General features: G+C 40.3%; 20 protein-coding genes. 3 read left to right on the forward strand and 17 right to left on the reverse strand.

Translation table 11 applies throughout. The features are described from left to right. Positions 1-77 precede the first annotated feature (77 nt). The 5 genes from AB2B50_RS09065 to AB2B50_RS09085 all read right to left on the reverse strand — a co-directional run bounded on the left by AB2B50_RS09065 (position 78) and on the right by AB2B50_RS09085 (position 5389). Entirely contained in the window at positions 78-845 is a 768-nt protein-coding gene (locus tag AB2B50_RS09065) for an epoxyqueuosine reductase QueH (protein WP_000567559.1), read from the reverse strand. A 67-nt stretch (positions 846-912) separates the two neighbouring features. After that, positions 913-2112 (reverse strand): MFS transporter, encoded by a 1200-nt coding sequence (locus AB2B50_RS09070; RefSeq protein ID WP_320693154.1) that lies wholly within the window; start codon positions 2110-2112, stop codon positions 913-915. A 119-nt stretch (positions 2113-2231) separates the two neighbouring features. After that, positions 2232-3575, reverse strand: a complete 1344-nt coding sequence (gene asnS, locus AB2B50_RS09075) for an asparagine--tRNA ligase (protein WP_414168429.1) — start codon at positions 3573-3575, stop codon at positions 2232-2234. Positions 3576-3725: 150 nt separating this feature from the next. Beyond that, complete coding sequence (locus tag AB2B50_RS09080) at positions 3726-4904, reverse strand: pyridoxal phosphate-dependent aminotransferase (RefSeq protein ID WP_320693156.1); 1179 nt, start codon at positions 4902-4904, stop codon at positions 3726-3728. Then, a complete protein-coding gene (locus tag AB2B50_RS09085) occupies positions 4901-5389 on the reverse strand; it encodes a cell wall elongation regulator TseB-like domain-containing protein (RefSeq protein ID WP_049510266.1) in 489 nt (162 codons plus the stop codon). Before AB2B50_RS09085 ends, AB2B50_RS09080 begins: the two co-directional genes overlap by 4 nt. 260 nt (positions 5390-5649) lie before the next feature. On the opposite strand from AB2B50_RS09085, the gene AB2B50_RS09090 reads away from it, so the two are divergent. Continuing rightward, the gene (locus AB2B50_RS09090; RefSeq protein WP_049504703.1) at positions 5650-6198 is read left to right on the forward strand and encodes an NAD(P)H-dependent oxidoreductase; all 549 of its coding nucleotides are present in this window, start codon (positions 5650-5652) and stop codon (positions 6196-6198) included. A 49-nt stretch (positions 6199-6247) separates the two neighbouring features. On the opposite strand, the gene AB2B50_RS09095 is transcribed toward AB2B50_RS09090, so the two are convergent. After that, the gene (locus tag AB2B50_RS09095; protein ID WP_316107464.1) at positions 6248-7438 is read right to left on the reverse strand and encodes an O-antigen ligase family protein; all 1191 of its coding nucleotides are present in this window, start codon (positions 7436-7438) and stop codon (positions 6248-6250) included. Positions 7439-7649: 211 nt separating this feature from the next. Here AB2B50_RS09095 and birA point away from each other — a divergent pair, with 211 nt between their 5' ends. After that, positions 7650-8585 carry a bifunctional biotin--[acetyl-CoA-carboxylase] ligase/biotin operon repressor BirA gene (birA, locus tag AB2B50_RS09100; protein ID WP_320693157.1) on the forward strand — a complete coding sequence of 312 codons (936 nt, stop codon included), beginning with the start codon at positions 7650-7652 and terminating at the stop codon, positions 8583-8585. A gap of 56 nt (positions 8586-8641) precedes the next feature. On the opposite strand, the gene AB2B50_RS09105 is transcribed toward birA, so the two are convergent. The 7 genes from AB2B50_RS09105 to AB2B50_RS09135 form a co-directional block, all read right to left on the reverse strand. Beyond that, positions 8642-9832 carry an acetate kinase gene (locus AB2B50_RS09105; RefSeq protein WP_320693158.1) on the reverse strand — a complete coding sequence of 397 codons (1191 nt, stop codon included), beginning with the start codon at positions 9830-9832 and terminating at the stop codon, positions 8642-8644. A gap of 49 nt (positions 9833-9881) precedes the next feature. Next, positions 9882-10835 carry a class I SAM-dependent methyltransferase gene (locus AB2B50_RS09110; protein WP_320693159.1) on the reverse strand — a complete coding sequence of 318 codons (954 nt, stop codon included), beginning with the start codon at positions 10833-10835 and terminating at the stop codon, positions 9882-9884. Between the two features lie 103 nt (positions 10836-10938). After that, entirely contained in the window at positions 10939-12051 is a 1113-nt protein-coding gene (locus AB2B50_RS09115) for an N-acetylmuramoyl-L-alanine amidase family protein (protein ID WP_320693160.1), read from the reverse strand. A gap of 118 nt (positions 12052-12169) precedes the next feature. Next, on the reverse strand, positions 12170-13777 hold the full coding sequence (locus AB2B50_RS09120; protein WP_049502916.1) for a CTP synthase: 1608 nt from the start codon (positions 13775-13777) through the stop codon (positions 12170-12172). 320 nt (positions 13778-14097) lie between these two features. Then, positions 14098-14673 (reverse strand): DNA-directed RNA polymerase subunit delta, encoded by a 576-nt coding sequence (gene rpoE, locus AB2B50_RS09125; RefSeq protein WP_000418422.1) that lies wholly within the window; start codon positions 14671-14673, stop codon positions 14098-14100. Positions 14674-14849: 176 nt separating this feature from the next. Next, positions 14850-16049 (reverse strand): ABC transporter permease, encoded by a 1200-nt coding sequence (locus tag AB2B50_RS09130; protein WP_320693161.1) that lies wholly within the window; start codon positions 16047-16049, stop codon positions 14850-14852. Beyond that, on the reverse strand, positions 16046-16939 hold the full coding sequence (locus AB2B50_RS09135) for an ABC transporter ATP-binding protein (protein ID WP_320693162.1): 894 nt from the start codon (positions 16937-16939) through the stop codon (positions 16046-16048). The genes AB2B50_RS09130 and AB2B50_RS09135 overlap by 4 nt, the downstream gene beginning before the upstream one ends. 327 nt (positions 16940-17266) lie before the next feature. Here AB2B50_RS09135 and AB2B50_RS09140 point away from each other — a divergent pair, with 327 nt between their 5' ends. Continuing rightward, positions 17267-18172 (forward strand): alpha/beta hydrolase, encoded by a 906-nt coding sequence (locus AB2B50_RS09140; RefSeq protein ID WP_320693163.1) that lies wholly within the window; start codon positions 17267-17269, stop codon positions 18170-18172. Between the two features lie 119 nt (positions 18173-18291). Here the strand turns inward: AB2B50_RS09140 and pheT are convergent, their stop codons facing one another. From pheT to ldcB, 4 genes are all read right to left on the reverse strand, one after another. Beyond that, positions 18292-20697 (reverse strand): phenylalanine--tRNA ligase subunit beta, encoded by a 2406-nt coding sequence (gene pheT, locus AB2B50_RS09145; RefSeq protein WP_320693164.1) that lies wholly within the window; start codon positions 20695-20697, stop codon positions 18292-18294. A gap of 76 nt (positions 20698-20773) precedes the next feature. After that, positions 20774-21283 (reverse strand): GNAT family N-acetyltransferase, encoded by a 510-nt coding sequence (locus AB2B50_RS09150; protein WP_320693165.1) that lies wholly within the window; start codon positions 21281-21283, stop codon positions 20774-20776. Next, a complete protein-coding gene (gene pheS / locus AB2B50_RS09155) occupies positions 21283-22329 on the reverse strand; it encodes a phenylalanine--tRNA ligase subunit alpha (protein WP_000103748.1) in 1047 nt (348 codons plus the stop codon). The genes AB2B50_RS09150 and pheS overlap by 1 nt, the downstream gene beginning before the upstream one ends. A 276-nt stretch (positions 22330-22605) precedes the next feature. Further along, positions 22606-23322, reverse strand: coding sequence for an LD-carboxypeptidase LdcB/DacB (gene ldcB, locus AB2B50_RS09160; RefSeq protein WP_320693166.1), 717 nt, complete (start codon positions 23320-23322; stop codon positions 22606-22608). Positions 23323-23326: the final 4 nt, after the last annotated feature.

A 23326-nucleotide genomic window follows, 5' to 3' on the forward strand; every position in this document is an offset into this window, starting at 1 on the left:
CATAATATCTATAGGGGATTTACCCACTACAAATATTATAGAGCCCAAAAAACCTGCCCAATGTGGCAGGTTTTCGTCTAAATATCTAACTTCGTAACAGTGAACTTGATATGCGAATAGTCTTTCTCGATATCCTTATCTACCATAAAGGCAGTTGCATCCTTCTTGACCTGTACCAAGTCAATATTCTGTGCTTGAGCGGCATAGACACAGCCACAGTAGCATTGGCGATAAATGTCATACTCTTCACACATTTCTACAGAGCGTTTATAGCCTTGATTTTTCTTAAAATCACTCGGAAGATAATGAGTGGTGTAGATTTTCTGCACATCAATCCCGATACTATTGATGGTTTGTGAATTTTTGTGAGGACTGATAGTCAAGGCAGAACCGAAGTAGTCAAATCCTAAGTCCATGGCCACCTGTGCTGTCTTATCCAGACGATAGTCAAAACAAACCTTACAACGATCGCCACCTTCAGGTTCTTCTTCCAAACCTCTGACCAGCTGACGGTATTCGTTGGGTTCATAGGGTGCTTCTAGATACTGAACCTTGTTGCCAGTTCGTTCATTGAAATCACTGACAAATTTTTTGGTCACATAGGCACGCTTATGATACTCTGCTTTGGGATGGATATTTGAATTAGCAAAATAAATGGTCACATCTGCATATTTGGTCAAATACTCTAGAGTGTATGTACTACATGGAGCACAACAGACGTGCATGAGAATAGTTGGTCTTTCTTCATTTTTTTCCCAAACTTGAACCATCTTTTGCATGACACGGTCATAGTTGATCTTTTGATTGGGATTCATCTTGCTTAGAATTTCTTCTACATCAATCATGCTCTTCTCCTTTTCTTCTTGTTATTGTACCACAGGATGCTCCTTTGGGCAAATAGGGTTTCATGCTTTATTCAGTTATTAAGTCCTGATTTAATAGCTTGCCCATCCTTTTTAGACCAATTCTTAAGATAGGATAGGTTAATAGTAAGATAAGACCTAGAACTAAAAAGACAGCTACCAGACCCCAACGATCAATCAACCAACCTGTCAATGGGAAAATGACAATCATAGATAAACTAAAGAGCATAGAATTGATACTAAGCATAGTTGCTCTTACACTGGACGGTAAATAGCCTTGTAAGTCATTAAAATAGATTGGTTGATAAACTGCATAGAGTGTATCGGTTAAAAGATATACAAGAAGAAAAGCAAAGGGAGTTCCAAAAAACACCAATAGTAAGGCCAAGCCCGTTAGTGCAACAAGAGTCGGAAAAACTCGATTGCTATTCCATTTTTTTCCGATTTGACTAGCTACATAAACTGCTATAAGATTTAAGCCACTACCAATCAGCATGACCAGCGATACCTGCCATCCAGCTAAGTCACTTATTTTCTGCTGATAGTAAAAGTAAAACATACACATGAGTGTTCCGACTAGCTGATAAGTCATCATCCAATAAAAGAGTACTGGTTTTTCATGCCATTCTTTTCGAACTTGCAGGACAATCGTTTTAAAGGTTAAGACTTCATTTTTTTCTCTCTTAGCCATTGGTTCTTTCATAAAATAAATCAAAATGATAGAAAGAAATGATAATCCAATAGCAATTAGATAGGTCCAAGCCAATGCTCCGTGAATAAAGAAGCCTGCCACAACTGTACCTAGGGTTCGGGTGACTTCTGCCACACCAGACAAAAAGCTCGAAATCTGAAGATATCGGTCCTTTTGACCCGCTTCTACCGCAGAATCATATAAGAAAGCGGTGCTGGTTCCCGAGTCAAAATTATAGGACCAAGCACTAACCATCATGGCAAGAGCATAAATCCAAAAATTCCCTTGACCAAGTAAAATCAAGATAGAGGATACAATACTGGCCAAGCGAGCCAAATAGAGATTGGTCTTGTAGCTAAATCGATCGGCCAACATACCAGACGGGATTTCACACAAGAGACTTGTACCGTGAAAGATACTTTCTAATAGACCAATTTGAAGTAAGGAAAGACCGTTTTGAATGAAAAATAAAATCCAAAAACTGGTGATTCCAAAATAAGAAGTGAATTCCAGACCTGCTAGGAGTGGAATATTGCGTTTGTAAGTTCTTTTAAACATCGTTTTCTCTCTTTCAATATATAATATGAGTTTTTCTAAAAGACTTACTTAGAGTTGCCTACATTTTCTCCACCTCTTTCATTTAAAGTAAAAACGCCAACTGGCGTTTTATATAGTTATTAAGGTTTGATACGGTGCAACATACGTGGGAATGGAATTGCTTCACGGATGTGTTTTGTTCCTGCTGCAAAGGTTACCATACGTTCGATACCGATACCAAATCCACCATGTGGGACTGTACCATATTTACGAAGGTCAAGGTAGAATTCATATTCTGTACGATCCATACCGAGTGATTCCATCTTCGCAACAAGGGCATCGTAGTCTTCTTCACGCATTGAACCACCGATGATTTCTCCGTAACCTTCTGGTGCGAGTAAGTCTGCACAAAGGACGCGGTCTGGGTTACCAGGAACAGGTTTCATGTAGAAGGCCTTGATGTCTGCTGGATAGTTCATGACAAAGGTTGGTACACCAAAGTGGTTTGAAATCCATGTTTCGTGTGGTGAACCAAAGTCATCACCATGTTCAAGATGCTCGTAGTCTGCATCTTCATCATTTTCATGCTCTTGCAAAAGGTCAATGGCTTGATCGTAAGTGATACGTTTGAATGGTTCAGCAATATAGCGTTTCAAAAGCTCCGTATCACGCTCCAATGTTTCCAAGGCTTGAGGCGCACGATCCAAAACACCTTGAAGAAGAGCTTTGACATAAGCTTCTTGCAAGTCAAGTGATTCATCGTGTGTTAAGTAAGAGTACTCAGCGTCCATCATCCAGAACTCAGTCAAGTGACGGCGAGTCTTAGATTTCTCCGCACGGAATACTGGACCAAAGTCAAAGACACGACCAAGAGCCATAGCACCGGCTTCAAGGTAAAGTTGACCAGATTGACTCAAGTATGCTGGTGTTCCGAAGTAGTCTGTTTCAAAAAGTTCTGTAGAATCTTCTGCAGCATTTCCTGAAAGAATTGGGCTATCAAACTTCATGAAGCCATTTTTATCAAAGAATTCATAAGTTGCATAGATGATAGCATTACGGATTTGCATGACAGCTACTTGTTTGCGTGAACGCAGCCACAAGTGACGGTTATCCATCAAGAAGTCTGTTCCGTGCTCTTTTGGAGTGATTGGGTAATCTTGAGATTCACCGATCACTTCGATGTCTGTAATATCCAACTCGTAACCAAATTTAGAACGCTCGTCTTCTTTGACAATCCCTGTCACGAAAACAGATGTTTCTTGACTTAGACGTTTGATGGTGTCAAATTTTTCAAGACCTACTTCTTCTCCAAATTTTTCGATAAAGTTTGGTTTAAAAGCTACACCTTGGAAAAAGGCTGTTCCATCACGCAATTGTAAGAAGGCAATTTTCCCTTTTCCTGATTTGTTGGCAACCCAAGCACCGATAGTGACTTCTTGACCAACGTAATCTTTTACTTCGATAATTGTTACACGTTTTGTCATCATTTATCTTCCTTTTTTCGTTTAACTTGTCCAAAGACATTATTACTCATTATTGTACCACAAATAATGCCTGATAGCTAGCTAGTTTGACAGAAATTCCTAAGTTTTTAGCTACAAAAACCTCCGCCAAAAGGACGGAGGTTTAACTTCTTATTTATCCATAAATCGATGCAAACGACGAATGGCTTCCTTAAGAGTTTCCAAGTCTGTCGCATAACTGAGACGAACATTCTCTGGTGCTCCAAATCCAGCACCTGTAATCAAGGCCAGACCAACTTCCTCAAGGATAGCCGTTGTAAATGCTGTTACATCGGTATAACTTTTCATCTCCATAGCCTTTTTAACATTTGGGAAGAGATAGAAAGCTCCTTGTGGTTTGACAACCTCAAAGCCAGGGACTTCACACAAGAGTGGATAGATGGTATTCAAACGTTCTTCAAATGCTTGACGCATAACTTCCACAGAATCTTGCGGTCCAGTTAGCGCTTCAATCGTTGCATATTGAGACACCGCAGTCAAGTTTGAAGTCGTTTGACCTGTTAGTTTGCTCATAGCAGCAATGATTTCTGGATCACCTACTGCATAACCTACACGCCAACCTGTCATGGCATAAGCTTTTGATACACCGTTAATGACAATGGTTTGCTTGCGAATGGCTTCTGATAGACTAGAGATTGGCACAAACTCATTTCCGTTATAGACCAAACGACCATAAATATCATCTGCTAGGATGAGAATATCGTGTTCAACAGCCCAATTTCCAATGGCCAAGAGTTCCTCACGAGAATAAATCATCCCAGTCGGATTAGATGGTGAGTTAAGAACCAAAACCTTGGTCTTATCTGTGCGAGCTGCTTCTAATTGCTCCACAGTTACTTTAAAGTGATTGTCTTCTTTGGCTTGGACAAATACTGGAACACCTTCTGCCATCTTAACCTGATCCCCATAACTAACCCAGTAAGGTGTTGGAATAATAACCTCATCTCCAGGATTAACCACAGCCATAAAGAAAGTATAAAGGGAAAACTTGGCACCTGTAGCAAAAGTGACTTCGTTAGCCGCTACGGAATAACCATAATAACGCTCAAAATAGGTATTGACCGCTGCTTTTAACTCAGGCAAACCTGAAGCTACCGTATAGAAAGAAGCACGTCCATCTCGAATGGCTGCAACAGCAGCATCTTGAATATTTTCAGGAGTATGAAAATCGGGCTGACCTAAAGTTAAGAAAAGAACATCTTTTCCTTCAGCCTTTAATTTCTTTGCTCTTGCATCACTAGCCAGAGTGACGCTTTCTTCCATTTCTAAGACACGTTTAGATAATTTCATAGCTTCTCCTTTTCGATTAGGGCACCAGTTTCAAAATCCACTAGATAGTAGTCTCCACCAGACTTGATTTCCCAGACGGGTTTATCAGCATACCGTCCAAAGGTAATCGTGTCAATCTCAGTTGCTCCTTTTTCTCTGACAACTGCTTCTGCTTTTTCTTGTGAAGTGCCACTTTCTAGTTGATACACATAGATTTTTTGACTATTTTTCTCAATTAAAACAGCTACTGGCTTTTGATTCTTGTCTTGGCCAAGGACACTATAATAGCTCTCTAAACCATTGAAGAAATCAACCTGACTGACCGTTTCTAGATTCGCATACTGCTTGGTAAGTTTTTCCCCTTCTACCTTCGCTGTCTGATAAGGCTTCATGCTAAGCCACACCAAATAGAGAAAGGAAGAGGTCACAACTAGAGCCAGCAGGGTCATACCAATACCGTACTGAAATAATAAGAAATTTTTTTCTTTTTTCTGTCTCATTTTCACTCGTCTATTTTACCATCTATCCAAGTGAATTACAAGTGAATAAAGGAGGGGGATTTGTCTCGGAACTTCTCTTATGACAGGAATATATGACGCTTGAATCATTGATTTCACAGACTTTTCCTAATCTCTACTCCTAAAAATAATCTTGACTATCATCGATTTTATTTTCTGGGCAAATTTCTTGCAAATAATTTCGTTTTGTTGTAACATTGCTTGCAACAACAGAGAAAGCTCTGATTAAAATATAAAGGAGACTCCCTATGTCTAAAAAAGTATTATTTATCGTTGGTTCACTTCGTGAAGGTTCCTTCAACCACCAAATGGCGCTAGAAGCCGAAAAAGCTCTTGCAGGTAAAGCTGAGGTTAGCTACCTTGACTACTCAGCAATCCCACTTTTTAACCAAGAACTTGAAGTTCCAACTCTTCCAGCTGTAGCAGCAGCTCGTGAAGCTGTTCTGGCTGCTGATGCTATCTGGATTTTCTCTCCAGTTTACAACTTCTCAATTCCTGGAACAGTGAAAAACTTGCTTGACTGGCTTTCACGCGCAATTGACTTGTCTGATACACGCGGAGCATCTGCTCTTCAAGATAAAATCGTCACTGTATCTTCAGTAGCAAATGCAGGTCATGAACAACTCTTTGCAATCTACAAAGACCTCTTGCCATTCATCCGTACACAAGTTGTTGGTGAATTCACTGCAGCTCGTGTCAATGATTCTGCTTGGGTAGATGGCAAATTAGTCCTTGAAGACAGTGTTGCTACTTCACTAAAACAACAAGCTGAAGACTTGGTTCAAGCTATTCAATAATTGAATGAAAAAAAGATAGTAGAAAATGTTAGTTTCTACTATCTTTTTCTTAATCAACTAATTCATCAATCATACTATGTTTTAGTGGTAAACTACACATCACTAAAAGGAAAATAAAGGATGATTGAATCCAAAATAGCGCCAAATCAAAAATTCCGTGCACAGCTACTACTGTCAAGAAAGAGAGGTAAAGTCCAAGGATAGGACGCTTACTAGGTACTTGACTCATATCAATCAACATTCGTACTGGAGTGGCAGAAGCAATCCCCAAGAGAACGGTACCAACAACTCCATAACTCAAAATCGTATCTATATAAATACTATGAGCATGTTCATGATAAGGTGCTCCAATACGAGGGAAAGAGTGCATGTAGGTTAGTGGTCCTTCACCCCAGAATGGATTTTGTTTAAACAAGGCCATTCCAGCATTCCAGATAGAAACACGCTCTTCCATAGATGAATCTAAGGTTCCCATTCGAACACCCAAATCACTTGAAAATAGAAAGGCTAAACCAACCCCAAAAACTCCAATACTAAGCCAGAAAGCACGCCAGTTCTTAATGGTTGTGAAGAGATAAATAATCGCTCCAAAGATAATGGCTGGAAAAGCTGTACGATTCTGCGTAAAGTTTAAACCGAATAAATTAGCAAAGATGGCAATCATAGAAAAGATTCGTAACCACCTTAACTTAGTTGTGCTAATCAGATAAAAACCAATCATGATACAGAAACAACAGATAATTCCATAGTAATTGGGATTAAAGAAGGCAACTTCCGCTCGATTTTGATGCCAAACCTGCATTCTTGGTGAGAGGAAGGTATAATCAAATTTCTTTACAATTTGGAAATGTTCCAAGGCTGCAAAGACTGCTGCCAAGACACTCGAGGCTAAAACTCCTTCAATCGTCAACCTAAAAAATTTAGGAGTCAATTGAGATTGGTAATAGTAAAAGAAGATTGCAAACAGAAACATTGCAACTGAGGCAACTACTCCCATCACATTTTGTGCTAGAAGAGAAATTGCAGTGCTATAGGCAATAAAAAAGAGCAAAACAGGGTGTTGAGACAAACGTTTCAAGATCCCCTTCATCTCCCCAGTATATACTAACCAAAGTAAGTAAGAGATAAAAATAATAACAAAAAGATAAAAAGGGAGAAAAATACTCAGAATAACTCCTAAAAGAAGTCCTTCTTGTTTCGATAAACTTTTTAACTTTTCAATGACACCTATTGATTTCACAACAGATCCTTTCCTTCTGAATATCACATTCAGATAAATAAGCTATTAAAACATTTTACCATTTTTCAAGCGATTTGAAAACCTCTTTACCTCTATACTCCTAACTAAAACTGGGTAAAATTTTATAGTTAGCTAAGATTACTCTAAAAAACGCTCTCCCTTTTTTAAAAATATGGTACAATAAATCTAATTATTCCAGAAAGGGTCTAGCATGAAATCCTACCAAGAAGTCTATAAAATACTAGTTACTGAGACTGATTATCTAAGCGGAGAAAAAATAGCTGAGAGATTAAACCTATCTCGAACTTCAGTATGGAAAGCTATCCAACGTCTCCAGCAAGAGGGACTGGAGATTGACAGTATCAAAAATCGTGGGTATAAACTTCTGGACGGAGACCTTATCTTGCCTCAGGAAATCGAAGCGAATAGTCCCATCACTGTCCAGTTTAAACCCTCAACAAAATCTACCCAAACTGATGCTAAAGAGGCTATGGAAGCTGGTGCCAAAGGGGATATGCTCTACCTTTCCACTAGCCAAACTATGGGACGTGGCCGTTTTCAACGTCCTTATTACTCACCTGATAAGGGGGGGATTTACATGTCCCTCCACCTACAACCCAATCTCCCTTATCAGAATCTTCCAGCCTATACACTTCTAACAGCTGGAGCTATCTACAAGGCTATCAAAAACCTTAGTTTAATCGACGTGGATATCAAGTGGGTCAATGACATTTATCTGAACCAGAAAAAAATTGCTGGTATTCTAACAGAAGCCATTACCTCCGTCGAAACTGGACTCGTTACAGATGTTATCATTGGGGTCGGGATCAACTTTTCGATCGCTGAATTTCCTAAGAATCTACAAACTAAAGCTGGAAGCTTATTTTCTCAACATACTCCCATTACTCGCAATGAATTGATTGCTGAAATTTGGAAATGTTTCTATGAAACAGAAGCCGATGAACTCCTCTATCTCTATAAAAAGCGCTCAATCGTTTTAGGAAAAGAGATTTCTTTCAAGAAGGATCAAGAAATAATCACAGGAAAAGCCTGTGACATCTCTGACCAAGGACAACTGCTGATAGAATTAGCCAAGAGTGAAAAGATTTGGCTCAATAGTGGCGAAGTTTCGCTGACTAAATGGTAGTTCTAATAGATCAAAAAAAATCGACCTTTATTATTGAAGGTCGATTTTTTGATCTGTTATTTTTTCAAACGTTCAACGTCACGCGCGATAACGAGTTCTTCATCTGTTGGAATAACCAGTACACGTACACTTGCTGCATCTGTCGAAATATCTCCGGTTGCACCAAAGACATTTTTCTCTGGATCTACATCACAACCGAACCAAGAAATCCCTGAAATAACATCTTCACGTACATTAGTAGAATTTTCACCGATACCTGCTGTGAAAATAATAGCATCTGCTCCATTTAGGACTGCAAGGTATTGACCAATATGTTTTTGGATACGGTCAACATACATTTCATAAGCCAAAGTAGCATCATGATCTCCTGCCTCCATAGCAGCAATTACATCACGCATATCACTAGACTTACCTGAAACACCCATCAACCCTGACTCACGATTGAGAATACGACTGATGTCCTCAGGCTTGTTAAAGTCCTCTGTATATTGCATTAAATAAGGAATGATGGCTGGATCAATATCCCCTGTACGAGTTCCCATCATTACACCACCAAGTGGAGTGAATCCCATTGAGGTATCAACAGATTTCCCACCCTTAACAGCTGTAATAGAGGCACCATTACCGATATGACAGGTAATCAATTTCAACCCTTCAAGTGGACGTCCCAAAACCTTCGCTGCTTCTTGAGCAACGTACTGGTGACTTGTACCGTGCGCTCCGTACTTACGAACCTTGTTTTCTGTGTAATATTTTGTTGGTAGAGGATAGCGATAAGCTTTCTCTGGCATACTTGTATGGAAGGAAGTATCAAAAACAACGACACTCGTAATATCTGGCAATAACTCCTTGAAGGCACGAATACCCGCAGCATTTGCAGGGTTGTGTAATGGAGCAAGAAGACCTAACTCTTCAACTTTTTCAATTACATCGCCTTCCACGACTGTAGACTCTTTGAAGTACTCTCCACCTGCAACAACACGGTGTCCAACACCAGTAATTTCATCATAAGCTTTGATAATATCAAAACGAATCAAGTCATCAAGCAAGATTTTTACAGCCAAGGTATGGTTTTCAATATCAAGAACTTGCTGCTCTGAACGACCATCAAACTTAACTGTGGAAACTGAATCATTCAATCCAATCCGCTCAATCAAACCTTTTGCAAGTACCTTTTCTTCTGGCATTTGGTACAGTTGCCATTTTAAGCTAGAGCTCCCAGCGTTAATTGCAATGGTTTTTGTCATAATTTATTCCCCTTTTTAAGCGTTTACAGCTATTATATCAAAATTTATACTAGATTTCATGTTCTTGAACCCAATTTTGAAAATTTTCCTTAAATTCCATCAAAATTTCAGGGTCCCGAAGACTGGCAAGTGGATAAACAAATGGCTCGATATCCTGCGCTAGCTTCTTTTGTAGAACAAAAATGGTCTTAGACTGGGCTCCTTGAGCAAATAGATCCTCTGGCAAAGTTACCATAGCCACTAGCTGAGCCTGTTCAGTTAACCATGTTTTCAGGAGGTCACTTTGAGGACTCGTCAAGAGATTGCTAGGAGCAAGGAAAATCGCGAACCCTCCCGTCTTAAGATACTTGAGAGATTGCTCCATCATCAAATGGTGAGCGTAAGTGTGTTCATCCTTAGCTGCCACTTGGTAACGTGAGGCTATTTGATCATCTGGATAGTAGCCAATCGGTAGGTCACTCACAATGACATCACTTTCTTTGAGGACCTGCGGCCGCACAGCATCACCCTGTACAAAGGCTACTTGAAGATCCATGACTTCTGCCATACTTGCCGCCAGATCAATCAAGAGATCATCAATCTCAATCCCCAGGTAGTCTACTTTTTTGTTCATAGATGTCAAGAAATTAGCACCCAGAATTCCCATCCCAGAACCCAATTCTAACAGACTCAAGGCTTCAGTTGGCCAAAGCTGCTCGATGATAAAAATCATCAAGTGACCAATCGCGTCAGGTGTAAACTGGTGATTAGCCTGAAGAGGTTCTGTTTGCGCTGCCTTCATTAACAAAAATTGATAGGTCCGTAACCACTCCTCTTTACGAAGTGCCAATCGTTTTAGGGCCTGGTTATTTTTTTTGACTTGCTCTAGATTGGTTTGACCATCTAGATAAATCCCATTTTGTTCAATCAGGGCATCGTAAAAACTTGTCGCTAAATCGTTTTGAATGATTTGGACGTTTTCCAGTAAATAAGTATATGCTTGTTCAATTTTTTCAAAATCCATACTCCTATCTTATCAAAAATAGTGTCCTTTTTCCAGATTTTCATGATTGTCAAAATGAAAAAAAGAAAACCTACCTTCTCAGTAGACTTTCTCTGTTCACTATTTATTTCCAAGCACCACTGGCATCTACATAGTAGCCGTCTGGTGTGCGTGTATTGCTAAGCATATTACCAGATGAAGCCAAATAGTACCACTTACCATTATCTTTGATCCAACCTGTTGCCATTGCACCAGAATCTTTTAGGTAATACCATGAGCCATTATCTTTGACCCAGCCTGTCACCATAGAACCTGACTTGTTTAGATAATACCAAGTACCACCATCTTTAAGCCAGCCTGTCGCCATTGAACCTGAGTCTTTTAGGTAATACCAAGAGCCGTTATCATACAACCAATCAGCCGAAATCATAGCTCCTGATGATTTAAAGGCATACCAGCTACCACCTTGGTATAACCATGTTTGATTAAACATAACCCCTTCATCATCCATAAAGTACCAGCTTCCCTGATCCTTGATCCAAGCATCTTTAACTAGTTGACCTTGTTTTTGATAATACCAGTTCTGGTGTGATTTTAACCAGCTAGCAGTTTCAAAGATTGGAGAAAGTTCTACATACGATCCACTACTATTATATTTCCGAACAATTCTTCCTGGTTTAATTAAATTAAGAGTTCCTCCTTCACGCCAGGCAACAACAGATTTTCCTGATGTTACAGTTGGAAGCGTTGCAATATAAGATTCATTTAGAGAATCCCATGAACTTTCTAAGATTTGGTCCCCATCGATAACGAAGTAACCACTCTTAGCGTCATCTGAATAAACATCATCAACTACTTTAGTGGACCAAGTCTTCACTTCGTTTCCACTCTTAGCCTCTACTACAATATCTCCACGGTATCCATAAGGGATATAAAAGTGTAGAAAACGCCCCTTATCTTCAGTTTTAGATACTGTTCTTTCCTCAGCTAAGAAGTTAGTATTTTGCTTTTCTCCATTTAAACTAACTGTCCATTCGATTTCGCTAGTACTAGGTAGATCTAACACTTTAATATTTACTTCATATCCATTATTAATTTTGCTGACTTTCCCATTCTCGTATCGAATACCACCCTTAATACGCCATACCTCTTGTAGCTCAAAAGCTTTGGCAGATTGAGGGAGAGCCAGCATAGCTAAACCTGCCAATGATAAACTAAATAGTGTAATTTTTTTCATGAGATTTCCTCCTGTTTTTATTCATGTTAATTATATCACTATGATATTTTTTTGCAAGTGATATCCTAAATTTATATAGGAAAAACCTCTGAGATGACTCTCAAAGGTTTAATCATGACTATTTACTATTTTCAACCGCTGCTGTTACAAAAGCAGTGTAGAGTTCTTCTGGGCGGTTTGGACGGCTTGATAGCTCTGGATGGTACTGACAAGCCACAAAGAATTTGTTTTCTGGAATCTCCACAATTTCGACCAAGCGATTGTCTGGTGACACTCCTGAGAAGACAAAACCTGCTCCTTCAAACTGTTCACGAAAAGCATTGTTAAACTCATAACGGTGACGGTGACGGCGTTGCACTACCTCTTTGTTATGATAAGCTGCCGCTGCCTTAGAACCACGTTTTAACTTAGAAGGATAAAGTCCCAAACGAAGGGTACCACCCATGTCCTCAACATCAATCTGATCACGCATGATATCGATGATAGGGTATTTGGTATCAGGATTTAGCTCTGCTGAATTAGCTCCTTCAAGACCTAAGACATTACGGGCAAACTCGATACAGGTCAACTGCATACCTAAGCAGACTCCAAGCATTGGTACATCATTTTCACGCGCATAGCGAATCGCTTCAATCTTACCTTCTGTTCCACGTTGACCAAAACCACCTGGCACGATGATTCCGTCAGCATCAGATAGGAGTTCTACCACATTGTCAGCTGTCACATCGTTAGCATTGACCCAATCAATCTTCACTTCTGCATCATTGGCATAACCAGAGTGTTTCAAAGCTTCAACAACTGAGATGTAGGCATCTTGCAACTCAACATACTTACCAACAAGGGCAATCTTGACTTGTTTTTTGAGATTCATGACCTTGTCAACCATAGCTGACCACTCTGTCATATCTGCTGCAGGTGCATCAATTTTCAAATGGTCACAGACAATTTGATCCATGCCTTGTGCTTGCAGATTAAGTGGGATTTGGTAAAGATGATCCACATCCAAGGACTCAATAACTGCTTCTGGCGCCACATCACAGAACTGGGCTAATTTATTTTTAATCCCTTGTCCTGCTGGTTTTTCTGTACGAATGACCAACATATTTGGCTGGATTCCCAGACCACGCAATTCTTTGACAGAGTGTTGAGTTGGTTTGGTTTTCATTTCACCAGCTGCCTTGAGGTAAGGAAGCAAGGTCGTATGGATATACATGACATTATCTGCACCCACATCTGCCTTCATCTGACGAAGAGCTTCTAAGAATGGAAGGGACTCGATATCGCCGACTGTTCCACCAACCTCTGTAATAATAACGTCAGAGTCAGTCGTTAGAGCAGCACGCTTGATTTTTTCTTTCAAAGCATCTGTAATATGAGGAATAACTTGGACAGTTGCACCCAAATACTCTCCACGGCGTTCCTTACGAAGAACTTCGCTGTAGATTTTACCAGTTGTCACGTTTGAGTATTTGTTGAGGTTGATATCGATAAAACGTTCATAGTGACCCAAGTCCAAATCTGTCTCAGCCCCATCATCAGTTACAAAGACTTCCCCGTGCTGGTAAGGGCTCATGGTTCCTGGGTCGATATTGATATAAGGGTCAAATTTTTGAATGGTCACCTTCAAACCACGGTTTTTTAAAAGACGTCCAAGACTCGCTGCAACGATCCCTTTTCCAATAGACGACACCACACCACCAGTGACAAAAATATATTTCGTAGACATAGATTCCTCTTTCTAAAATGTTCAAGGTCTTGTTCACTAACAGGGGATTGAGAAAACAAGACCTTCATCAATAATAACTACAACCCAAGAAAAAAGCTTCTTGGAAAAACAAAAATAGCTCCCTAATAACTAGGGAGCTCCGACCTCTAAAAGAGGTGCCCGAACAATATATTACCTCAAAATGAACCATTTGTCAAATAGAACAAATCGTTGACTTGGCGCATTCCAGCTTACAAAACTAATTCAGACTAATACAAAAAAGCTGGATCTAGGAAATCGAGACTTGATAGACCGATTCCAGCTCCAACTCCTTTTTATTTTTATTCTTCCTCTTCTTCAGAGTCTTCGTCGTCTTCTTCATTAAGATCGACTTCTTCATCTAGATCATCTGGGGCGATTTCATTGATTTCAGCATCGTAGGCTTCCACTTCATTCTTCTCATCATCTGGATTTTCATCATCATAAGAAAGAGCTGGATCTTCTTCGTAGGCGTCTTCATCCTCTGGATCATCTGCACTGTAATCAATAGCATCTGCATCCCCATCCATAAAGGCGTTGACACGTTTTTTCTTAGCCTTAGGTGCTACTTCTTCATCATCACTTTCTTCAAGAGCAATGATTTCCTCATCGATTTCATCCACTCCATACCATGAACGAAGGCCCCATTTGTTATCTCCAAGTGAGATAAAGCTACCGTCAAAGTTCAACTCTGTATAGAACAAAGGCAAAGCTTCACGAATATCGCTATTAGAGGTACCGAGATAGTTTTGGATTTCATTAACCAAATCACTAAAATGCATTTCGTGGTCGCGACCACGGAGTTCCAAGATGGCACGAGCCACCTCAATCATAGATAGTTCACTTTTTTCTTGCCCAGCAAATACTTCTAATTCCAAAGCGTTTCTCCTCTTTTTTTACTACTAATGCCAGAGTATATAAACTCTGGTCTCATTTTATCACGTACTCTTTATTGTACGATAATTTTCTTTATTAGTCAAAGGTTTAGAAGAAATAATATGAAATATTTCAGCGAATAAAAAGACCTGGGAGATACACTCACAGGTCCGTGACTTTATTTATAACTTAAAGCTCGTTTAAAGGTTTTCCAGATCCCCAAATCATCTGTTTGAAGGACCAAACTAGCATACATACGTCCGATAAAGGCTGTTGCAGTCACGGCAAATACAACTGTTATCGCAAGAGAAATCCAAGCTTCTAGTCCATTAGCGTATCCATTGATAGCTCTGAAAGGCATAAAGAAGGTTGAGACGAATGGAATGTAAGAACCGATTTTCAAGATCAAATTATCCCCAGAAGTTCCTAAGACAGTTACTCCAATGAAACCTACCATAATCAAAAGCATCAAAGGCGATAAAGCCTTACCAGAGTCTTCAGGTCTTGAAACCATAGAACCTAAGAAGGCAGCCAAGACCACATACATAAAAAGACTAACCAAGACAAACAACAAGGTATTGATCGAAAAGGCTTCTCCCAAGTGATTTAGAATACCTGAATTAGCCAAGATAGGCATATCCTTAAAGAATAAGATAGCTCCAAGACCACCAACGACATAAATACCAATATGAGTCAAAATGACTAGAAGTAAGGCAATCATGCGTGCATAGAAATAATGGCTAGCACGAATGCTTGAGAAGACCACTTCCATGATTTTGGTTCCTTTCTCGCTGGCTACTTCTTGAGCAGTGACACTAGCATAAGTAATCAAAATCATATAGAGGAAGAAACCCAGTCCTGCAGCCGCAAAGGTTTGAACCATCTTTTTATTTTCCTTGGCTTCATCAATCTGTTCTGTAAATTGAACCGTTTGAGCCAAGCGTTTTTCCTGTTCCTGAGACAAATTTGCTTCTGAGCGGTTGAGTTGGGATTGGAGTTCATTCAACTTAGCGGTCACTGCTAACTTAATGCCACTCTCTAGTGAAGTTTCACCATGATAGACTGCCTTAAGGACACTGTTCTCCTGGTCAATGGTTAGATAGCCTTTTATTTTTTCATCCTTGATAGCTTCTTGGGCACTCGCTTCATCCTTATAGTCAAAGTTAAGACCATTGGTCGATTTAAGTTCTTCTGTAACAAGAGGAACAGAACTAACTACTGCTACCTTACTATTTTGAGCCAAGGAAGAACCTTGGAGAACACCAATTCCTCCAGATAGACCTAAAAAGAGAAAAGGCGAAATCACCATAAAGAAGAAACTCCACGACTTGACATGTCTTAGATAGGTTTCTTTGATTACAACCCACATATTTCTCATACTTCCACCCCTGATTCTAGTTTAAAGATTTCATCGATTGTCGGCGCTTGTTGGTCAAAGGTCGCGATATATTGACCTTGGGTCAAGATTGGGAAGAGTTCCCTACCAGCACTTTCATCATCTAAAATCAACTTCCAACTACCTTGCTTGGTCAAGCTAACCTGTTTGACATGAGGAAGATTTTCCAATTCTTCCTTGCTTCGTTCACTTGACACAAAGAGACGGGTTTTACCGTATTGATTGCGGACATCTTGGACAGGTCCATGCAAGACCACACGCCCATCACGAATCATGAGGATATCATCACAAAGTTCTTCGACATTGGTCATGACATGGTCAGAAAAGATAATAGTCGCGCCACGTTCTTTTTCTTTTAGGATAACCTGCTTAAGGAGTTCGGTATTGACTGGGTCCAAACCACTAAAAGGCTCATCTAGGATAATCAAGTCGGGTTCATGAATCAGAGTAATAATCAATTGAATCTTCTGTTGATTTCCTTTTGAGAGACTCTTAATCTTGTCCGTCAGTTTTCCCTTGACTTCCAGTTTTTCCATCCATTGAGGGAGTTTTTCTTTGATTTCCTTGGTGTCCATTCCTTTTAGGGTCGCCAAGTAACGAACTTGTTCAAGGACTGTCAATTTAGGCATAAGACTACGTTCTTCAGGGAGATAACCAATGCGAGCATAAGTCTCCTGACGAATATCTTGACCATCAAGCTCAATCTCCCCTTGATAGTCTAAAAATTTCAAAATACTGTGAAAAATAGTTGTTTTCCCAGCTCCATTTTTCCCAACCAGCCCCAAAATACGACCTGGTCGTGCTTGAAAGTCAACACCAAACAAAACTTGCTTAGGTCCAAAACTTTTCTCTAGATTTCTTACTTCGAGCATCATCCACCTCCGAAATTTATTGCACTCATTATACTCCTTTTTGACAGCCTTTACAATGATTTATGTACATTTTTAAATCTTGATTTCAAGAAGGATATTTTCTGGATAGGAACTTTATTAGCTTATCACCAAGCATTTTAGTCCTCCAGATTTTAAGTGATAAATTTATTATACTCATTTCTTGATAAATCCGTTGGCTATGTCCTCAAATGTTCATTTTCAGTCCTGAATTGTTACTACTAATCTTCATCATTCTGCCTAGCTTATCGTGCTATTTTATGGTATATTTTTGATAGACTATAGATTATCATAAGCAAGGAATCTGATATGAAAAAAAGACTTAAACTCGAACCAAACAACAATAACTTAATCATTTGGGAAGCTGAACAACCAAAAGCCATTCTTCAGATTGTACATGGCATGGTAGAATACGTAGAACGATATGAAGAATTTGCTCTAGCCATGAATAACGAAGGCTTTACTGTTATCGGCCATGATCATCTCGGCCACGGTTATACTGCTCAAAATCCAAGTCAACTCGGAGTTTTCCCAGAATCTCCTGAGGAACTCATCGATGATATTGAAAGAGTGACCTCTTTAATTCAAGAAAGCTATCCAGAACTTCCAATCGTCCTTCTAGGGCATTCTATGGGTTCTCTTATGTGTCGCTATTATGTAGCTAAGCGAAAACCACCTATCAATGCCTTAATTATCATGGCGACTGGTCAACAGCCTAAATTTCTGACTCGATTCGCTCTCATACTAACAGAATGCATCCGACTTATAAAAGGGAATAAACACCGTAGTAAACTCTTGACTTATCTATCAACTGATAGCTTTAATCGAACTATTAAAAATCCTAAAACATCTGTCGATTGGCTCTCAAAAAATGAAGAATCCAACCAAGCTTATCTGAAGAATCCATTCTGTCAATTTATTCCTACTATTCCTATGTACAGATCCATTTTTTACTTCTCTAACCAAGTAGCGAGTAAACAAGTGATCGATGAGATTCCAACCCAACTCCCAATTCTCGTGATTTCGGGACAAGAAGATCCTCTAGGCGAAAATGGCAAAGGCATAGAGAGATTTGTAAAACTCCTAAAGGCTTCACATTCGAAAGTAAGCCTCCGATTAGTTGAAGAGGCTCGTCACGAAATTCTAAACGAGAATAATCGAAACGATACCTATCACTTCATAGCTGATTGGATGACAAAAAATATGGATGGCTGATCATCTTGTAACAGTATTAAAAAGGAGTTGTTCCCCCGTCAATTTGATTCAATCATCAGGCTAAAGCTTGATGTTTTTTTCTACTAAAAAATCCATCCCTAGGGATGGATTGAAAATTTTTAACGCACTTCTGCATTCACTTTTTCTTCGAGTGATGCTTGGATTTTTTCCATGTAGCGTGCAACTTCTTCGTCAGTTAAGCTATCTTCTGGATTTTGGAAGGTCAAGCTATAAGCCATTGACTTCATACCAAGTCCTAGTTTTTCGCCTGAGAAGACATCAAAGAGTTTGATATCTGTCAAACGTTTCACGCCTGCAGCTTGGATAGCGTCTACAACTTCTTGGTGAGTGACTTCTGCCTTGAGGAGAAGGGCGATATCACGGCTCACCGCTGGGAATTTGGTGATTTCCACAAATGGAGCGGCTGGTTGAAGAGCTGTCTCAATAGCTGAAAGGTTGAGCTCTGCTACATAAGTTTCTGGAATATCGTAAACCTTAGCTGTAACAGGATGAACTTGACCAAGGAAACCAAGGACTTGGTCACCGAGTGAGATCAAGGCTGTACGTCCTGGGTGAAGACTAGCAATTTCAGAGGTTGCTGTATAAGTCACTTCAAGACCCAAGCGAGCAAAGAGAGCTTCCAAAATTCCCTTAGCATAGAAGAAGTCAACAGGAACTGCTGCTGTTTGGAAGTCTTTTTCAGCGACTAAGCCAGTCAAGGCAAAGGCAAAGCTGTTGATCTCATTTGGCAATTCTTCTTTTGGATTACCAGTTTGTTCAAAGACTTTTCCAATCTCATAAAGAGCCAAGTTTTTATTCTTACGTGCTACGTTGTAGGCAACTGTATCCAAAATACCTGAAACCATATTTTGACGGAGAACTGAACGGTCCACAGTCATTGGCCACATCAATTCTGTCAAATGACTTGGCTGAATCGTAAACTCGACCGCTTTTTCAGGAGTTGTAAGAGCGTAGGTGATGATTTCTGTTAATCCAGCACCTTCAGCAATGGTACGAACTTGACGGCGGAGTTTTTGTGTCGCAGTCAATTCACCAGCTGTTCCATCATCTTTTGGAAGACTAGTTGGCAAGCGGTCATAACCATAGATACGAGCGATTTCTTCAAAAAGATCCGCTTCGATAGTGATATCCCAACGACGACGAGGGACGCTAACTGTAAAGCTATCTGCATTTCCAGAAAGGCCAAATCCAAGACGACGGAAGACATCCTCTACATCCGCGTAGGAAAGTTCTGTACCAAGAACACGATTAACGTCAGCAAGAGTTGAAGAAACTTCTACATCAGATGTATCCAACTGGCCTGCTGAAACAATGCCCTTACGCACGGTCGCACCAGCCAATTCAGCAATCATGCTTGCTGCTGCATCAAGGGCTTCATTAACGGTTGCCACATTGATACCTTTTTCAAAACGTGAAGATGATTCAGAACGAAGGTTGAGACGACCACTTGTCTTACGGATAGATTTGCCATTGAAGACAGCAGCTTCAAGAACGACACGAGTAGACTTTTCAGAGATTTCTGTAGCTTGTCCACCCATGACTCCTGCAAGGGCTACTGGTTTGTCTGCTACAGTGATGACTAAGTCATTTGTTTCCAAGTCACGTTCTTCACCGTCCAAGGTTACCAACGTTTCACCTTCACGCGCTTCACGCACACGGATTTCAGTCCCTTCAAAAGTATCCAAGTCAAAGGCATGCATGGGTTGACCAAAGTAAAGCAAGATATAGTTGGTCACGTCGACGACATTGTTAATGGGACGAATACCCTCGTTCATGAGGAGATTTTGCAACCATTGTGGACTTGGTGCAATGGTCACATTGTCCAAGATACGAGCGGCATAGTAAGGGGCCTTGTCTGTATCAATACTGACAGAAAGAGCATCCGCTGCAACTTGGTCTGTTTCTGTTAAAGTAAATTCTTTGAAGTTGACTGCTTTGTCATAGATAGCGGCTACTTCGTGCGCTACCCCACGCATAGAAAGAGCGTCTGCACGGTTTGGAGTGATGGAAAGTTCGATGATTTCATCATCCAAGTCTAGGTAAGAGAATACTTCCTCACCTGGAACTGCATCATCTGGCAAGATTTGGATTCCATCTGCAAATTCCTTTGGTACAACTGAGTCAGAAATCCCTAATTCACCAAGTGAACAGATCATCCCGAGTGACTCTAAGCCACGGATTTTCCCTTTTTTAATCTTGTAGTTATCAGCAATGCGAGCACCTGGAAGAGCCACCATAACTTTGATGCCTGCACGCACATTTGGTGCTCCACAGACGATTTGACGGGCTTCTTCTTCACCCACATTGACTTGGCAGACATGCAAATGTGTTTCTGGCACATCTTCGCAAGACAAGACTTCTCCGACGACAATTTTTGAGAGACCAGCAGCTGGTGATTCCACACCTTCTACTTCGATCCCTGTAGTTGACATTTTTTCAGCCAACTCTTGTGAGGACACATCAATGTCCACCAATTCTTTTAACCATTTGTATGATACTAACATAATTTAGTTTCCCAGAATGACAGTTGCCACTCTAGTTTTTTTCCTTTCCTATCATTTCATAAGAAGAATCATCTTCTTACCTTAATTTCTTTTTCAGTAACCAATCCGTATCTACCTTCTGCCCAACCATAAAACGATGTTGGCTAAATTTTTCAAAACCATATCGATTATAAAATGCTTGAGCTTTTGTATTATGCTCCCAAACACCTAGCCAAGCCCAGGAAAAACCATTTTTTTCGGCAAGTTCCAAAGCGAATTCAAATAGTTGCTTACCAAGTCCAAATCCTTGGTATGTTTGTAGCACATAGAGGCGTTGAATTTCAAAAGCGTTATCTAATTCTCTCTCGGTTTGAGCATTTCCCCAGTTGACTTTGAGAAAACCAGCTATCTCCTCTTCATGCATAATGAAATAGCTTTCGGAGTCAGGATCTTCCAACTCAGTTAACAAAACTCTCAGATTATAAGCCTCTTCAAAGTATTCCTGTAACTGCTCTTCCGTATTATCATGAGCAAATGTTTCACGAAAGGCTTGTTTGGCAATTTTTGCTAACACCTCAACATCTGCTATTTCCACTTTTCTAATCATTATTTAAACTGTTCTGAGAAGCGGACGTCCCCTTGGTAGAATCCACGGATATCGTTGATTCCGTAGCGAAGCATAGCTACACGCTCTTGACCAAGACCAAAGGCAAAACCAGAGTAAACAGTTGCATCGATGCCACTCATCTCAAGGACACGTGGGTGAACCATACCGGCACCCATAATCTCGATCCAACCAGTTTTCTTACATACGTTACAGCCGTCTCCTCCACACTTGAAGCATGAAACATCCACCTCAACAGATGGCTCAGTGAATGGGAAATAAGATGGGCGTAAACGAATTTGACGCTCTTCACCAAACATTTTTTGTACAATCAACTGGAGGGTTCCTTGAAGATCCGCCATAGAAATGTTCTTCCCAACAACCAAACCTTCAATTTGGTGGAATTGGTGACTGTGAGTCGCATCGTCCGTATCACGACGGAATACACGCCCTGGTGAGATCATTTTCAAAGGACCTTTGGAGAAGTCATGAGCATCCATCGCACGCGCCTGAACTGGAGACGTGTGGGTACGGAGCAAAATTTCTTCTGTGATGTAGAAAGTGTCCTGCATATCACGAGCTGGGTGGTCTTTTGGAAGATTCATACGTTCAAAGTTGTAGTAGTCTTGCTCCACTTCAAATCCATCCACAACTTGGTAACCCATACCGATGAAAATATCTTCAATTTCTTCACTAGTTTGAGTGAGGACGTGACGGTGACCAGTCGCAACTGGACGACCTGGAAGTGTCACATCGATGCTTTCACTTGCTAATTGAGCTTCCACTTTCTTTTCTTCCAAGAGCTTAGCTGTTTCTTCAAAAGCAGCTGTCAAGACATCACGAGCCTCATTGACGTGTTTCCCGATAACAGGACGCATTTCAGCAGAAACGTCTTTCATCCCTTTAAGGATTTCAGTCAGTGACCCTTTTTTACCAAGGACAGAAACACGCAATTCTTGCATCTCTTTTTCATTCTCAGCAGTAATCTGCTTCAAGCTAGCTAGCGTTTCTTCACGAAGCGCTTTTAATTGTTCTTCAATAGTTGACATAATTCCTCCATCAGTCTCTCGTAGATAAAAAGAAAACCACATGCCAAAAACTCCACTCGGAGCGTTGACACGCGGTACCATCCGTTTTTATCTGACAAGTCAGACCTTTATTTCTGAATCTATAGGCAAGTGAATTCACCCAGCTTTCATATAGAGAGCTTTCAGTCACGGCTCTCCTCCCTGATATACTTCCCCTGAGATACTAGTCTTGCAGATTCCTATTTAATTATTACTCATTTTATCAAAATTTAAGTAATCTTGCAAGATGTTTTGCGACTAATCAACATAGTCTCCACCTTCAAAGCCATAGTACTCTTCTAAACTGAGACCACTAGCTGCGATTTCTTTGGCTTCTTTGCCAACATAGCGAAGGTGCCATTCCTCAGCCATATAACCCGTTTCCTTTTCCTTACCTTTTAGATAACGAACGACAAAGCCATAGTCTGCTGCATGGTCCAAAAGCCATTGGGCTGCCTTTTCTTCAGTGACTAGGTCTCCATTTGTTTCGATCAGGTCAAAAGCCAGACCAGTTTGGTGTTCACTATAACCAGGTCTTGCCGAATAGCGGTCAGCTTCAGCCTTGCCATCTTTATTTACATAGTTTTGATAAAGCTGAGTTTGAGTTTCATAACTTCTAAAGCCACTATAGTGATCACTAATTGGGAAACCTGCTTGTTGCATAGCTGCAATGAGTTTTAACAGTTCTGCCTTTGCAGTAGGATTTTCTCCTGGATTGTAATCTTTTGACATAGGATAATGCTTATTAGCGACAACAATCTCATCGTACTTTCCTTGAATGCTGTAGTGATCTCCTTTGTTGACCACTTCTGCTTTCTTTTGACTAGCTTCTTGAGACTTACTTCCCGCGGTTCCTTCTTGTACAGTCTTTTGTTCTGTAGAAGACTTGGCCTCTGTAGTTGCTGTTTTTTCTTGCGAACATGCCGCCAATGTCAAGGCTAATAATCCTGATAAGATAAGGTATCTTTTTTTCATCTGT

Origin of the sequence: Streptococcus fermentans, assembly GCF_040888305.1 — a bacterium.
Taxonomy (GTDB): domain Bacteria; phylum Bacillota; class Bacilli; order Lactobacillales; family Streptococcaceae; genus Streptococcus; species Streptococcus fermentans.

Excerpts from the sequence above, each read along its gene's own strand:
- AB2B50_RS09135 (WP_320693162.1), bottom strand. The coding sequence starts at position 16,939 with ATGCTCGAAGTAAGAAATCTAGAGAAAAGTTTTGGACCTAAGCAAGTT.
- AB2B50_RS09115 (WP_320693160.1), bottom strand. The coding sequence starts at position 12,051 with ATGAAAAAAATTACACTATTTAGTTTATCATTGGCAGGTTTAGCTATG.
- AB2B50_RS09065 (WP_000567559.1), bottom strand. The coding sequence starts at position 845 with ATGATTGATGTAGAAGAAATTCTAAGCAAGATGAATCCCAATCAAAAG.
- pheT (WP_320693164.1), bottom strand. The coding sequence starts at position 20,697 with ATGTTAGTATCATACAAATGGTTAAAAGAATTGGTGGACATTGATGTG.
- AB2B50_RS09130 (WP_320693161.1), bottom strand. The coding sequence starts at position 16,049 with ATGAGAAATATGTGGGTTGTAATCAAAGAAACCTATCTAAGACATGTC.
- asnS (WP_414168429.1), bottom strand. The coding sequence starts at position 3,575 with ATGACAAAACGTGTAACAATTATCGAAGTAAAAGATTACGTTGGTCAA.
- ldcB (WP_320693166.1), bottom strand. The coding sequence starts at position 23,322 with ATGAAAAAAAGATACCTTATCTTATCAGGATTATTAGCCTTGACATTG.
- AB2B50_RS09105 (WP_320693158.1), bottom strand. The coding sequence starts at position 9,832 with ATGACAAAAACCATTGCAATTAACGCTGGGAGCTCTAGCTTAAAATGG.
- birA (WP_320693157.1), top strand. The coding sequence starts at position 7,650 with ATGAAATCCTACCAAGAAGTCTATAAAATACTAGTTACTGAGACTGAT.
- AB2B50_RS09150 (WP_320693165.1), bottom strand. The coding sequence starts at position 21,283 with ATGATTAGAAAAGTGGAAATAGCAGATGTTGAGGTGTTAGCAAAAATT.
- AB2B50_RS09070 (WP_320693154.1), bottom strand. The coding sequence starts at position 2,112 with ATGTTTAAAAGAACTTACAAACGCAATATTCCACTCCTAGCAGGTCTG.
- AB2B50_RS09090 (WP_049504703.1), top strand. The coding sequence starts at position 5,650 with ATGTCTAAAAAAGTATTATTTATCGTTGGTTCACTTCGTGAAGGTTCC.
- AB2B50_RS09120 (WP_049502916.1), bottom strand. The coding sequence starts at position 13,777 with ATGTCTACGAAATATATTTTTGTCACTGGTGGTGTGGTGTCGTCTATT.
- AB2B50_RS09110 (WP_320693159.1), bottom strand. The coding sequence starts at position 10,835 with ATGGATTTTGAAAAAATTGAACAAGCATATACTTATTTACTGGAAAAC.
- AB2B50_RS09140 (WP_320693163.1), top strand. The coding sequence starts at position 17,267 with ATGAAAAAAAGACTTAAACTCGAACCAAACAACAATAACTTAATCATT.
- AB2B50_RS09080 (WP_320693156.1), bottom strand. The coding sequence starts at position 4,904 with ATGAAATTATCTAAACGTGTCTTAGAAATGGAAGAAAGCGTCACTCTG.
- pheS (WP_000103748.1), bottom strand. The coding sequence starts at position 22,329 with ATGTCAACTATTGAAGAACAATTAAAAGCGCTTCGTGAAGAAACGCTA.